The 14,928-nt window shown below is 30.2% G+C and carries 16 protein-coding genes; all 16 read left to right on the top strand.

All coding sequences use genetic code 11. The features are described 5' to 3' along the window. The first annotated feature begins 217 nt into the window (after positions 1-217). A complete protein-coding gene (rpoD, locus tag GVY01_RS05240) occupies positions 218-1,321 on the top strand; it encodes an RNA polymerase sigma factor RpoD (protein ID WP_029055739.1) in 1,104 nt (367 codons plus the stop codon). Positions 1,322-1,441: 120 nt separating this feature from the next. Continuing rightward, positions 1,442-2,131 carry a tRNA (adenine(22)-N(1))-methyltransferase gene (locus GVY01_RS05235; protein WP_017636268.1) on the top strand — a complete coding sequence of 230 codons (690 nt, stop codon included), beginning with the start codon at positions 1,442-1,444 and terminating at the stop codon, positions 2,129-2,131. Continuing rightward, positions 2,121-3,224, top strand: a complete 1,104-nt coding sequence (locus tag GVY01_RS05230; RefSeq protein WP_017636267.1) for a Nif3-like dinuclear metal center hexameric protein — start codon at positions 2,121-2,123, stop codon at positions 3,222-3,224. Before GVY01_RS05235 ends, GVY01_RS05230 begins: the two co-directional genes overlap by 11 nt. 55 nt (positions 3,225-3,279) lie before the next feature. Next, positions 3,280-4,623, top strand: coding sequence for a DEAD/DEAH box helicase (locus tag GVY01_RS05225; protein ID WP_017636266.1), 1,344 nt, complete (start codon positions 3,280-3,282; stop codon positions 4,621-4,623). Positions 4,624-4,632: 9 nt separating this feature from the next. Beyond that, positions 4,633-5,520 (top strand): deoxyribonuclease IV, encoded by an 888-nt coding sequence (locus GVY01_RS05220; protein ID WP_017636265.1) that lies wholly within the window; start codon positions 4,633-4,635, stop codon positions 5,518-5,520. A gap of 111 nt (positions 5,521-5,631) precedes the next feature. Then, the gene (locus GVY01_RS05215) at positions 5,632-6,402 is read left to right on the top strand and encodes a metal ABC transporter ATP-binding protein (protein ID WP_017636264.1); all 771 of its coding nucleotides are present in this window, start codon (positions 5,632-5,634) and stop codon (positions 6,400-6,402) included. A gap of 42 nt (positions 6,403-6,444) precedes the next feature. Beyond that, positions 6,445-7,305, top strand: a complete 861-nt coding sequence (locus GVY01_RS05210; RefSeq protein WP_017636263.1) for a metal ABC transporter permease — start codon at positions 6,445-6,447, stop codon at positions 7,303-7,305. Continuing rightward, on the top strand, positions 7,295-7,714 hold the full coding sequence (locus GVY01_RS05205; protein ID WP_017636262.1) for a Fur family transcriptional regulator: 420 nt from the start codon (positions 7,295-7,297) through the stop codon (positions 7,712-7,714). Before GVY01_RS05210 ends, GVY01_RS05205 begins: the two co-directional genes overlap by 11 nt. 260 nt (positions 7,715-7,974) lie before the next feature. Continuing rightward, complete coding sequence (locus GVY01_RS05200) at positions 7,975-8,574, top strand: superoxide dismutase (protein WP_017636261.1); 600 nt, start codon at positions 7,975-7,977, stop codon at positions 8,572-8,574. Positions 8,575-8,835: 261 nt separating this feature from the next. Beyond that, positions 8,836-10,917 (top strand): peptidoglycan D,D-transpeptidase FtsI family protein, encoded by a 2,082-nt coding sequence (locus GVY01_RS05195; protein ID WP_117239005.1) that lies wholly within the window; start codon positions 8,836-8,838, stop codon positions 10,915-10,917. Positions 10,918-11,034: 117 nt separating this feature from the next. Continuing rightward, positions 11,035-11,184: a 50S ribosomal protein L33 gene (gene rpmG / locus GVY01_RS05190; RefSeq protein ID WP_017636259.1), complete on the top strand. Its 150-nt coding sequence runs from the start codon at positions 11,035-11,037 to the stop codon at positions 11,182-11,184. 238 nt (positions 11,185-11,422) lie between these two features. Next, positions 11,423-11,977, top strand: a complete 555-nt coding sequence (locus GVY01_RS05185; protein ID WP_017636258.1) for a 5-formyltetrahydrofolate cyclo-ligase — start codon at positions 11,423-11,425, stop codon at positions 11,975-11,977. Beyond that, entirely contained in the window at positions 11,974-13,428 is a 1,455-nt protein-coding gene (locus tag GVY01_RS05180) for a rhomboid family protein (protein ID WP_017636257.1), read from the top strand. Before GVY01_RS05185 ends, GVY01_RS05180 begins: the two co-directional genes overlap by 4 nt. Further along, entirely contained in the window at positions 13,418-13,621 is a 204-nt protein-coding gene (locus GVY01_RS05175; RefSeq protein WP_017636256.1) for a YqgQ family protein, read from the top strand. Before GVY01_RS05180 ends, GVY01_RS05175 begins: the two co-directional genes overlap by 11 nt. Continuing rightward, the gene (locus tag GVY01_RS05170; RefSeq protein WP_017636255.1) at positions 13,618-14,604 is read left to right on the top strand and encodes an ROK family glucokinase; all 987 of its coding nucleotides are present in this window, start codon (positions 13,618-13,620) and stop codon (positions 14,602-14,604) included. Before GVY01_RS05175 ends, GVY01_RS05170 begins: the two co-directional genes overlap by 4 nt. Then, positions 14,604-14,927 carry an MTH1187 family thiamine-binding protein gene (locus GVY01_RS05165; RefSeq protein WP_017636254.1) on the top strand — a complete coding sequence of 108 codons (324 nt, stop codon included), beginning with the start codon at positions 14,604-14,606 and terminating at the stop codon, positions 14,925-14,927. The genes GVY01_RS05170 and GVY01_RS05165 overlap by 1 nt, the downstream gene beginning before the upstream one ends. Position 14,928: the final 1 nt, after the last annotated feature.

The raw sequence follows: 14,928 nt of genomic DNA, 5'->3' as shown, positions 1-14,928 counted from the left end.
AGTTATTTTGACTGATATTTCATAAGAAAGTAATATTTTTCAGAAGATGATTAATCTACTGGCTTATTTAACGCAACATTGAAAATACATTGCTTTTAACTAAACGAAAATATGAAATTTAGTCTATATTTTATTAGCATTACCATCATTATAATCAAATTACTAATAATAAAAATGAATAAATTGAAAGTTTATATTAATACCGGGAGGCCGTTTCATGTCTGATAAAGTTAAAATTAAAAAACAAACAATTGATCCGACTTTAACAATGGAAGATGTTAAAAAACAATTAATTGAAAAAGGTAAAAAAGAAGGTCATTTAAGTCACGAAGAAATTGCTGAAAAATTACAGAATTTCGAAATGGATTCTGATATGATGGATGATTTCTTTGATCAATTAAATGACAATGATATCACATTAGTAAATGAAAAAGACAATTCAGATACAGATGCTAAATTAAATCCTAATGATTTAAGTGCACCTCCAGGCGTTAAGATTAACGATCCAGTACGTATGTATTTAAAAGAAATCGGACGTGTTAACTTATTAAGTGCACAAGAGGAAATTGAGCTTGCTAAAAGAATTGAACAAGGTGACGAAATAGCTAAATCTAGATTAGCTGAAGCAAACTTACGTTTAGTAGTAAGTATTGCTAAAAGATATGTAGGTAGAGGTATGTTATTCCTTGATTTAATTCAAGAAGGTAATATGGGTCTAATTAAAGCAGTTGAAAAATTCGACTTCAATAAAGGATTTAAATTCTCTACTTATGCAACTTGGTGGATTCGTCAAGCAATTACTCGTGCTATTGCTGACCAAGCACGTACTATTCGTATACCAGTGCATATGGTTGAAACAATTAACAAATTAATTCGTGTTCAACGTCAATTATTACAAGATTTAGGACGTGACCCTGCACCTGAAGAAATTGGTGAAGAAATGGATTTACCACCTGAAAAAGTTAGAGAAATCCTTAAGATTGCTCAAGAACCTGTATCATTAGAAACACCTATTGGTGAAGAAGATGATAGTCATTTAGGTGATTTCATTGAAGACCAAGAAGCACAAAGTCCTTCAGACCATGCTGCATACGAGTTACTTAAAGAACAGCTTGAAGATGTTTTAGATACTTTAACAGACCGAGAAGAAAATGTCTTACGTTTAAGATTTGGTCTTGATGATGGAAGAACTAGAACACTTGAAGAAGTTGGTAAAGTGTTTGGCGTAACTAGAGAACGTATCCGTCAAATTGAAGCTAAAGCATTAAGAAAGTTAAGACATCCAAGTAGAAGTAAACGTCTTAAAGACTTTATGGATTAAATAGTTTTGGACTGGGGCATAAAGCTTATCCCAGTCTTTATTTTTTATAAACCGATGATTTATTATTTTAATACATATAGAGGCATTTATGATTTTAATAAAATAAAGGAGAATACCTTAGTGATCACATTAAACCAAAGATTATTAAAAGTGTCAGAATTTATTAAACAAGGTACACTTGCCGATATTGGGTCCGATCATGCATATCTACCTATTTTTGCTATTCAGTCTAATCTAAGTACTAAAGCAATTGCTGGTGAAGTTATCGAAGGACCTTTTGAAGCTGCCCAAAAAAATGTTAACGCCAATGAACTGGATAATGAAATTGAAGTGCGACTAGGTGATGGTCTTAGCGTAATTCGTGACAACGAACAAATAGATAACATAACGATATGTGGCATGGGAGGGCCTTTAATAGCTAAAATATTAGAAGAAGGCCAACATAAATTACATTCTCATCCTAGATTAATACTACAAAGTAATATTCAAACTCAGAATGTAAGAACATTATTACAAAGTATTCAATACAAAATTTTAGATGAAATCATTTTAGAAGAAAAAGGCCATATCTATGAAATAGTTATAGCCGAATACCAAACTTCACCTTTTGAATATAATGAATATGAACTCAAATTCGGTCCTATTTTACTAGAAAATAAAAATAAACATTTTTATAATAAATGGGAAAGAGAATTGAAGGCATTAGAAAAGATTAAGCAACAACTCAATCCAGAATTACACTTACATCGATATAATGAAATAGAATCAGAAATAAAATTGATTAAAGAGGTGTTAAATAGTGAAAGTTAATGAATTAATGGCTATGTTAGATGAGCATGTTCCGTTTAATACTGCTGAATCATGGGATAATGTAGGTTTATTAATAGGCGATGAATCTCAAGAAGTGAATGGAATATTAACAGCATTAGATTGTACTATTGATGTTGTTCAACAAGCAATTAATGAAAATGTTAATACCATTATTAGTCATCATCCACTTATTTTTAAAGGCATTCAATCAATTACTAATCAAGGATATGGCGAAATAATCAGATTACTTATTCAAAATAATATTAATTTAATAGCTATGCATACGAATTTAGATGTTAATCCTAATGGTGTAAATGCAATGTTAGCTTCCAAAATTGGTTTACAACATACACAGTTAATTAATAAAGAACCAATTCAATACTATAAAGTTCAAACATTTATACCTGAAGATCATCTAGAAACATTTAAACAACAGCTCAATGATATTGGTCTTGCTAAAGAAGGCGATTATGAATATTGTTTCTTCGAAAGTAAAGGGAGAGGTCAATTTAAACCTGTTGGTGATGCAGATCCGTATATTGGTTCAATTGATGAAATAGAATACGTTGATGAAGTGAAATTAGAATTTATGATATCTTATCAACAACGTCAGTTAACTGAGCGAGCTATCCATCACTATCACCCTTATGAAACACCAGTTTATGACTTTATTGAATTGAATAAAGAAGGTAATTACGGTTTAGGAATAATGGGAGAATTAAAAGAACCAATGAAAATTGAGGACTTTGTAGAACAAGTGAAAAGACAACTTCAAATTCCAAGTGTTCGATACGTAGGTAATTCAAATGCTATGATTAGTAAAGTTGCTATGATTGGTGGTTCTGGAATAGGTTTTGAATATAAAGCTGCTCAATTAGGTGCCGATATATTTATTACCGGTGACATCAAACACCATGATGCATTAGATGCGAAAATAGAAGGAATAAATTTATTAGATATCAACCACTATAGTGAATATGTGATGAAAGAAGGATTAAAACTTTTACTACAGGAATGGTTATTAGAAGAAAATTCAAATGATATCAAAGTTGTTGCTTCTAATATTAATACAGATCCTTTCACATATATTTAAAATCTTCATCAATTACATTATAATAGTAAAGTTGAACTTATAAGGAGGTCATAACATGGCAAAACATCCATTCGAATACTTCGGTCTTGAAGATAGTATGATTGAAGCAGTTAAAGATTTAAATTTTGAAAAACCGACAGGAATTCAAAATCGAATTATTCCAAGAATTTTAAAGAAAACTAATATTATTGGACAGTCACAAACAGGTACAGGAAAATCACATGCCTTTTTATTACCTTTAATTAGTTTAATAGATATAAATATTCAAGAACCACAAGCTATTGTTGTAGCACCAACTAGAGAACTTGCACAACAACTATATCAAGCCGCTAATCATTTAAGTAGTTTTAAAGAAGGCGTAAGCGTAAAACTATTTATTGGTGGTACTGATATTGAAAAGGACAAGCAAAGATGTAATCAACAACCACAATTAGTTATTGGTACACCAACTAGAATTAATGACTTAGCTAAAAGTGGTCATTTACACACACATTTAGCTTCTTATTTAATTATTGATGAAGCTGATTTAATGATTGATTTAGGTTTAATTGAAGATGTAGACCTTATAGCATCTCGCCTAGAAGATAGTTCAAATATTGCAGTATTTAGTGCAACAATTCCTAAATCTCTACAACCATTTTTAAATAAATATTTAGAACAACCAGATTTTGTAGAAGTTGATAGTCAGTCTCAAAATAAGAAAAATATAGAATTTTATTTAATTCCTACAAAAGGTGCAGCCAAAGTTGAAAAAACACTTAAATTAATAGATATTCTAAATCCATACCTATGTATTATATTCTGTAATAGTAGAGACAATGCCGATGAATTAGCACGTTCATTAAATGAAGCAGGTATCAAAGTTGGTATGATTCATGGTGGATTAACACCTCGTGAACGTAAACAACAAATGAAACGCATACGTAATCTTGATTTCCAATTTGTAATTGCGAGTGATTTAGCTTCAAGAGGTATTGATATTGAAGGTGTTAGTCATGTTATTAATTTCGATGTACCAAATGATATAGATTTCTTTACTCATCGTGTTGGACGTACTGGTCGTGGTAATTATCACGGTGTTGCTATTACGTTATATAGTCCTGATGAAGAAGAAAATATTTCAGCAATCGAAGATAGAGGATACGTTTTCGAAAATGTTGATATCAAAAATGATGAACTTACTCCTATCAAGGCGCATAACACTCGACGTACTAGACAACGTAAAGATGATCATTTAACAAATGAAGTTAAAAATAAAGTACGTAGTAAAACCAAACGTAAAGTTAAACCTGGTTATAAAAAGAAATTTAAGCAGGAAGTTGAGAAAATGAAACGACAAGAGCGTAAACAATACAGTAAACGTCAAAATCGTCAAGATAGAAAGAATAGAAAAGGATAGGTGAAAAAGATGTTATTAGGTTCACATATATCTATGAGTGGTAAAAAAATGTTAGAAGGGTCTGCTGAAGAAGCACATAAATTTGGCGAATCAACATTTATGATATACACAGGAGCGCCACAAAATACACGTCGTAAAAGTATTGAAGATTTAAATATTACAAAAGGTCATGAAGTGATGGAACAATATGGTCTATCTAATATTGTAGTACATGCTCCATATATCATTAATATTGCTAACACAACTAAACCAGAAGTATTTGAATTAGGTGTCAATTTCTTACAGAACGAAATTGAGCGTACACAAGCAATTGGGGCTAAAGATATTGTATTACATCCCGGTTCTCATGTTGGCGCTGGTGCAGATGTAGGTATACAAAAGATCATCGATGGTCTGAATGAAGTATTAACAAATGATAACAATGTTCGTATCGCTTTAGAAACAATGGCAGGTAAAGGTTCTGAAATAGGTCGTAACTTTGAAGAAATTGCTCGTATCATTGATGGCGTGAAACATAATGAACGCTTATCCATTTGTTTTGATACATGTCATACGCATGATGCTGGATACAATATCAAAGAAGATTTTGATGGTGTTTTAAATGAATTTGATAAAATTATAGGTGTAGACAGAATTAAAGTCGTACACGTAAATGACAGTAAAAATGAACAAGGTGCACATAAAGATAGACACGAAAATATTGGATTTGGTCATATAGGCTTTGATGCATTAAATTACGTTGTTCATCACGATACTTTCAAAGACATTCCAAAAATTTTGGAAACACCTTATGTTGGTGAAGATAAAAAGAATAAGAAACCACCTTATAAACATGAAATTGAAATGTTAAAATCTCAGACATTTGATCCAGATTTAAAAGATAAAATTTTAAACTAATAATATTAAAAGTAGGCGTTACAGATATTTCTGTATCGTCTTTTATTAGTCGTAAGCATTACTATTTACATTAAGTTCATCAACATGTATAGTATACAATGAGGTGAAAAAATGACTACACCAGTATTTGAACTTAAAAATATAGATTACTATTTTGATCATAAACAAGTCTTAGAAAATATAAATATTAAAATTAACAAAGGTGAATTTTTAGCAATTGTTGGTCCTAATGGAGCCGGCAAATCAACACTTTTAAAAATCATACTTGGTTTGCTGCCATTACAATCCGGCGACATTTTTATAGATGGTCATCCTATTAAAAATAATAAATCAGCTCTAAAAATAAGTTATGTTTCACAAAAGGCCTCTTCGTTTACAGCTGGTTTTCCAGCAAGTGTTAAAGAAGTAGTTTTAAGTGGTTTAACTAAAACAAAAAAACTTTTTCAACGTTTTAATAATAAAGACATCAAGAAAGTAGAACATGTTTTAGAAAGATTAAATATAGAACATTTAATTGATAAAAACATTGCAGAATTATCAGGTGGCCAACAACAACGTGTGCTTATTGCACGTGCTTTGATTTCTAATCCTAGCGTGCTTGTATTAGATGAACCTACTAATGGTATTGATGCTAAACATGTAAATGAATTTTATGAAACGCTTGATCGATTAAAAAAGGAAGGCATAACCATTATATTAGTTACACATGATATTGGTGTAGTAGCAGATACAGCAACAGAAGTTGCATGCTTAAATAAACATCTTCATTTTCATGGTACGACTGAAGATTTTAAATCTCTTGATGAGGTTGAAATTTCCAAAATATATGGACACCCAGTTCAATTCGTTGATCATCAACATGATAGAGAATGTTGTACCTAAATTAGAATCGATTCATAGAAATAAATTTGAGGAGTGTAACTCGTGATAGATGCATTATTAAACTTTGATTTTATGAGATACTCCTTGATCAGTGGTATCTTAATAGGATTTATAGCACCATTAATTGGAGCTTTTATAGTAGTACGAAGGTTGTCACTTATTGCTGATGCACTAAGCCATGTAACATTGGGCGGTATATCATTTGGCATGTTTATTATAACAGTATTGCCAGCACTAACTTTCATTAATCCTATGTGGTTTGGAATATTATTCGCCATTATTGGTGCATTATTAATTGAAAAATTGCGTACCTCATATACTAATTATCAAGAAATTGCCATTCCAATTATTATGAGTGCAGGTATTGCCTTAAGTGCTATATTTATTTCATTAGCAGATGGTTTTAATCAAGAGATAGTTGGTCTATTATTTGGTTCAATTAGTGCAGTTAATTTCAGTGATTTAACTACAATTATCTTCATTACAATACTAGTTTTATTATTCATAACTTTATTTTATAAAGAGTTATTTATTTTATCTTTTGACGAAGAGTATAGTAAAGTTATAGGAATACCAAAATGGATTCAGTTTTTATTTATTGTAGTTGTTGCAATGGTTATTTCTGCTTCTATGAGAGTAGTAGGTATATTGTTAGTTAGTGCGTTAATCACTTTACCTGTAGCAATAGCGATGCGTTGGACAAAAGGATTCAAACAATTAATTATCCTTAGTATCATCATAGGTGAATTATCAGTGATACTTGGATTAGTTCTCGCATTTTACATTAATATTTCACCTGGTGGCGTGATTGTAGTACTATTAGTCATTATGCTAATGATTACAATGACTTATCAAAAGTTAAAATTAAAGTCACAAAAAGGGGATCGTAAATATGAACACTAGTGATGCTATTAAAATATTAAAAGATAATGGTTTAAAATATACAGATAAACGTAACGATATGCTTAATATATTTGTTAAAGAAGATAAATACATTAATGCTAAACATATTCAACAAGTTATGGATAAAGATTATCCAGGTATATCTTTTGATACCATCTATAGAAACCTTCATTTATTTAAAGACTTAGCAATTATTGAAAGTACTGAACTAGATGGAGAAATGAAATTTAGAATCGCTTGTACTAATCATCATCACCATCATTTTATATGTGAAAATTGTGGTGATACTAAAGTTATTGATTTTTGTCCAATTGACCAAGTTAAACAATATTTACCAAATGTTGATATTCATACTCACAAACTCGAAGTTTACGGTACTTGTGAAAAATGTCAAAAAGTAAATCATTAATCTTACTAGCCATAGTCTATCGACAAGAAGACTATGGCTAGTTTTTATATTAGAAAGCGAAAATACACATAAATACTAAAAAAACATACTCCATTAGTACGAATTCACTAATTATAGTAAATAAATGTTTAAATATCATCGTTTTGAGATATATAATACATGTAACAATAATTAGCAGTTATATATTAAGCACATTTATTGTCGAAATTGTGACTGCTTGTTATGATTAAGATACAGACATTTTAGGAGGATGATTATTTATGGCATTTGAATTACCAAAATTACCATATGCATTTGACGCATTAGAACCACACATCGATAAAGAAACTATGGAGATTCACCATGATAAACACCATAACACTTATGTAACAAAATTAAACGCTGCAGTTGAAGGTACTGATTTAGAAGCTAAATCAATCGAAGAAATTGTAGCTAATTTAGACAGTGTACCTTCTGATATCCAAACTGCTGTTAGAAATAATGGTGGCGGACACTTAAACCACTCATTATTCTGGGAATTACTAACACCTAACTCAGAAGAAAAAGGTGAAGTAGTAGATAAAATTAAAGAACAATGGGGTTCTTTAGATGAATTCAAAAAAGAATTTGCTGACAAAGCAGCAGCTCGTTTTGGTTCAGGTTGGGCTTGGTTAGTAGTAAATAACGGGCAATTAGAAATCGTTACAACTCCAAACCAAGATAATCCATTAACTGAAGGTAAAACACCTATCTTAGGTTTAGATGTTTGGGAACACGCTTATTACCTTAAATATCAAAACAAACGTCCAGATTATATCAGCGCTTTCTGGAATGTAGTTAACTGGAATAAAGTTGACGAATTATATAACGCTGCAAAATAATTTATATTTTGATGTTAGAGTCTAGAACATTGTTATAATGTTCTAGGCTCTTTTTTCTATGATTAATATGATATTATGTCTATTAATGAAAATGATTTGAATGTAAAATTAATTATAAATAAGGATTACAAAAAGGTCGTCATAAATAAAAAACGATAGTGTTTTAATTAATGTCTGTTCACTTTTTTATCAAAATGATAGAAAAATTTTTGTTTTTCATATATCATTTTAAAGAGATACTTTGAATAGAGGTAGGTTGTTTTGCTTAAAAGATTAAAGGAAAAATCAAATGATGAAAAAGTAAGAAACACGATGAACCGGAGAATTAATTTCATTTTTGGTTTGGTTGTGTTTATATTTGCAATTATAGTACTCAGACTCGGTTACCTACAGATTGCCCAGGGTTCTCATTATAAGCAATTAATCAAAAGCGATGAGAATATCACTGTGAACGAATCTGTGCCTAGAGGTCGTATCGTAGACCGTAATGGTAAAGTATTAGTTGATAATGCCTCTAAAATGGCGATTACATATACTAGAGGTCGTAAAACCTCACAAAAAGAAATGTTAGATACAGCTAAAAAATTATCATCATTAATCAAAATGGATACTGACAAAATTACTGATAGAGACGAGAAAGACTTCTGGGTCACTTTACACCCTGAAAAAGCTAAAGTTTTAATGAAAAAAGAACAATCTCTATTAGAAAACGGTAGCATTACACAAGAACAATATGATGAACAACAAAGAAAGAAAATTGGTAAAAAACAATTAGATGACTTATCTGACAAAGATTTACAAATTTTAGCTATATACCGTGAGATGAATGCAGGTAGTACACTAGATCCGCAAACTATTAAAAATGAGGATGTAACAGAAAAAGAATACGCTGCAGTATCTCAACAATTATCTAAGTTACCTGGTGTAAATACATCTATGGATTGGGATAGAAAGTATCCATATAAAGATACGCTTAGAGGTATATTTGGCGAAGTTTCAACATCTACAGAAGGTTTGCCTAAAGAACTAACTGAACAATATTTATCTAAAGGTTATTCACGCAATGATCGTGTCGGTAAATCATATTTAGAATATCAATATGAAGATGTACTTCGTGGTAAGAAGAAACAAATGAAATATACGACAGATAAATCTGGTAAAGTAATAAAATCTGAAGTTATTAATCCAGGTTCTAGAGGACATGATTTACAATTAACAATAGACATTGATTTACAGAAAAAAGTGGAATCATTATTAGATAAACAAATTGAAAAATTACGTAGTCAAGGTGCTAAAGATATGGACAATGCCATGATAGTTGTTCAAGATCCGAAAAATGGTGACATTTTAGCTATGGCTGGTAAACAAATAAGTAAAAGCGGTAAATTAACAGATTATGATATTGGTAACTTTACTGCTCAATTTGCAGTAGGTTCATCGGTAAAAGGCGGAACTTTACTTGCCGGTTATCAAAATCATGCCATTAAAGTAGGAGAAAAAATGGTCGATGAACCATTAAAATTCCAGGGCGGTTTAACTAAACGTTCATACTTTAATAAAGATGGTCGAGTGACAATAAATGATAAAGAAGCACTTATGCATTCATCAAACGTTTATATGTTTAAAACAGCCTTAAAATTAGCTGGAGATCCATATTATTCTGGTATGCCATTACCAAACGATATTACATTAGCTGGTCAAAAGCTTCGAAAAGGTTTAAATCAAGTTGGTCTTGGTGTTAAAACAGGTATAGATTTACCAAATGAAACAAATGGTCAAATTGAACCATTAACTAATAATCCAGGTAATTACTTAGACTTATCTATTGGTCAATACGATACTTATACACCATTGCAACTTTCTCAATATGTATCAACAATCGCAAATGATGGTTATAGAATTCAACCGCATATTGGACTGTCTATACACGATTCAACTAATAAAGATGAACTAGGACCGGTAAAACGAAAAATTAAAGGTAATGTATTGAATAAAGTAAATAATTCTCAAAGAGAAATAAATGAAGTTCAAGACGGATTCAAAATGGCATTTAATGAAAAAGATGGTACCGGTTATGCTAGCTTTAAAAACACAGTTGTACCTTCAGCAGGTAAAACAGGAACAGCAGAAGTATTCCAAGATGGGGAATCTAGAGTAAACTCAACTTATATTGGTTATGCACCAATTAAAGATCCAAAACTAGCATTTTCTATTGTCTATACCAATCAACCAGTTCCACCACCTTGGTTAAACGGTGGAGACTTAGGAAGAGATGTTATCAATTATTATTTCAAAGATAAAGATAAAAATGGAGATAGCACTGAAAATAGTAGTGATAAATAATTAAAATTTAAATAAATTACAAACTATTGATACAGATTCTTAAAATTTACTTTGCAATTAATAAAGTAATTGGTATAATGTAAAGGTCGTATTTAGAAAAGGTAAGGAGGAATAATCATGCGCGTTAACGTTACATTAGCTTGTACTGAATGTGGTGAAAGAAACTACATCACTACAAAAAACAAAAGAACTAACCCTGAACGTATTGAAATGAAAAAATACTGTGCACGTGATAATAAACAAACTTTACACCGTGAAACTAAATAATTAATTTATTTAACAAATATTCAATACCAAAAGACGAAATTCCTCAGACGGAATTTCGTCTTTTTAAATTTTATAGTCAAATATTTTATGTTTACAAAACCTCATTTTATTCAAAGCTTTTAACAAAATTTGTACAATCGCTTATTTTAATATCATTAAAAAGTTAATATCTTAGTCAACATAATGACATAAAATTAGATAAACGTTATAATATGGGGTAGTAAAAGTAGGTGAAAATTTGAGCAAAAAAAATATAAGAGCTAATATTTTAACTAAAATGAAACAGCATAATAGCATGCAGAAAAATGAGGCAGACAATTGGTTAGCCACAGAACTTATTAATTCTCAAGCATATCAAAATGCATCTTCTATAGGATTTGTGTTGTCATTGTCACATGAAGTAAATACATATCAAATGATTCAACAAGCTTTAAACGTTAATAAAGAAGTATATGTACCTGAAGTTAATTATCAGACTAAAGTTATGACTTTTAAACAATTATTAAATATTAATGACATAGAAAAAGATGAAAAAGGTATTAATCATTCAGTTTCTGAATCAAATACTTCCAATCATTTAGATTTAATCGTCGTACCTGGTGTTGGCTTTAGAAAAGATGGCTATCGAATAGGATATGGAGGGGGTTACTATGATCGCTTTCTATCAAATTTCAAGACCAATACAATAAGTTTGCTATATGATTTTCAATTAACTGATTTTCAACCCGATACACACGATCAACCGGTCGATCAATTAATTATTTATAATAGCCACCAATGGAGGCATACATGAACATTAAAAAGCAATTTTGGAAAACCATTTATTACTGGATTAGGTATTTAAACTACGATGTAATTAATAGAGAAAAAGATGACCAAGAAATTTGGTTAAGTAACAAAAGAAAGAAAACAATTGTAATTTTTTCGAATCATATCACTACGACTCAGGAAATTCGGTTTGATAAAAGCAGAGTCATTGAAAATAAGGAAAATATAGAACAACTAGCTGGTTTTCAACCTCAAACAATTCTATTTTATTATTTTACTGATAAATCATTATCGTCAGAATCATTAGATGAAACCTATCCTCAGAAGATAAAATTTAGAAGGATTAGTGATGAGAGGGAATTAGAACTTGCAATGCCCAATGTTATTTTATCTAAAATGATAAATCGAGAGGATTCTAAAAAGACATCTATCTTTTATAGAAACAAAGTTCTTTCATCTAATCTCTTAGATAAACATATGCAACGCTTTTCACCAGTTACATATTCCTTAATAATAATTAATATAGTCTTATGGCTATGCATGATACTTTATTTTAATCGATTTTCTGATGTAAAATTACTTGATGTAGGTGGATTAGTACATTTCAATGTTGTACATGGTGAATGGTATCGTTTAGTTACCTCAATGTTTTTACATTTTAATTTTGAACATATACTCATGAATATGCTTTCACTATTTATTTTTGGTAAAATAGTTGAATCAGTATTAGGTTCATGGCGGATGTTAGCCATCTATTTATTTGCAGGCATATTTGGAAATTTTGTTTCTTTATCATTTAATACCACAACGATTTCTGTCGGTGCCAGTGGTGCTATTTTTGGGCTTATTGGTTCAATTTTTGCAATTTTATATTTAAGTAAAAGCTTTGATAAAAAAGTAATTGGCCAATTATTAATAGCTTTAGTTATTTTAATCGGATTATCAATATTCATGTCTAATATTAATGTTATGGCACATTTAGGCGGATTTATTGGTGGTCTCTTAATTACCTTAATTGGTTATTATTTTACTGTTAACCGTAATATTTTCTGGATACTACTGATTATTTTATTAGTATTGTTTGTGGCAATGCAGATAAGAATTTTTAGTATTAAAGAAGATAATATTTATGATAAATTAATTCGGGATCAAATGTTATCCGGTAATTATGATGAAGCTAGAAAAATTGTAAATAAATCTATTAAAAAAGATTACGCTGATGATCAAACATATTACCTAAGCGGTTTAATTACAGCTGCTAAAAGTTCTAAAGCTGAAGCAATGGCGGAATGGGAACGTGGATTAAGGCTGTTTCCTAATTCCGGTGCATTGAATTATGAAATGGCAATTGCTAATCGTTCACTAAAAGATAAAAGTAAAGCTTTAAAATATATTAAAAAAGCTAGAAAAGCTAATCCTCAAAATGCTCAATATAAAAATTTAGAAAAAGAGTTGAGTGAGAAAAGTGACTCGTAAAATTAATAATTTCTATGATGTTTTGCAATTATTAAAAAAATATGGATATATCATCTATTTCAAAGATCCAGAAGATATGTATGAAATGATGTTACAAGAAATCAAATCTTTATACAGTTATGAATTATTAACTAAAGATGAATATCTTAAATGTATATTGATAATAAACCAAAGAAGGAATGAACATAAATGACAAAAATTATTTTAGCTGCTGATATTGGTGGGACTACTTGTAAATTAGGTATTTTTAATACTAATCTAGATAGAATTGAAAAATGGTCAATTCATACAGACACTACTGATCATACAGGAAAACTACTTTTAAAAAATATACATGAATCATTTGAAGCAAAAATTGCAGAATTAAATTACAACATGTCTGATGTAATCGGTGTTGGTATTGGAGTTCCTGGACCTGTAGATTTTGAAACAGGCATCGTTAACGGAGCTGTTAACTTACATTGGGACAACAATGTTAATGTCACTGAAATCTATCAAAATTTCATCGATTGTCCAGTGTATGTTGATAATGATGCCAATGTTGCTGCATTAGGCGAGAAACATAAAGGTGCTGGTAATGGTGCTGACGATGTTGTAACTATCACATTAGGTACTGGCCTTGGTGGAGGTATTATCTCAAATGGTGAGTTAGTACATGGTCATAATGGTTCAGGTGCTGAAATTGGCCATTTTAGAGCTGATTTCGACCAACGTTTCAAATGTAACTGTGGCAAATCAGGCTGTATTGAAACGGTTGCCTCTGCTACAGGTGTTGTCAATTTAGTTAACTTTTATTATCCAAAATTAACGTTTAAATCTTCAATTTTACAACTTATAAAAGATAATGAAGTTACAGCTAAAGCTGTGTTTGATGCAGCTAAAGAAGGTGACCAATTCTGTATCTTTATCACTGAAAAAGTAGCAAATTATATCGCTTATTTATGTAGTATTATTAGTGTTACTAGTAATCCTAAATACATTGTACTAGGTGGTGGAATGTCTACAGCTGGTTTAATTTTAGTTGAAAATATTAAAACTGAATATCGTAATTTAACGTTTAATCCAGCTCAACATGAAACAGAAATTGTACAAGCAGAATTAGGTAATGATGCAGGTATTACAGGTGCAGCAGGACTTATCAAAACATATATTTTAGATAAGGAAGGTGTAAAATAATGGCAATTGTTGACGTAGTAGTTATTCCAGTAGGTACTGAAGGGCCAAGCGTTAGTAAATACATCGCTGAAATTCAAACAAAGTTAAAAGAATTTAAAGATCAAGGTAAAATCGATTATCAATTAACACCTATGAATACACTTATTGAAGGTGATTTAAAGGATTTATTCGAAGTTGTACAAGCAATACATGAATTACCATTTGATAAAGGATTAGATAGAGTTTGTACAAATATAAGAATTGATGATCGCAGAGATAAATCTAGAAAGATGAATGATAAATTAAAATCTGTACAAAAACATTTAGATAATAGTGGGGAATAAA

The sequence above is a fragment of the Staphylococcus sp. 8AQ genome (genome assembly GCF_902506595.1).
Lineage (GTDB): Bacteria > Bacillota > Bacilli > Staphylococcales > Staphylococcaceae > Staphylococcus > Staphylococcus pasteuri.
This window is presented reverse-complemented; position numbering and strand designations above follow the sequence as displayed.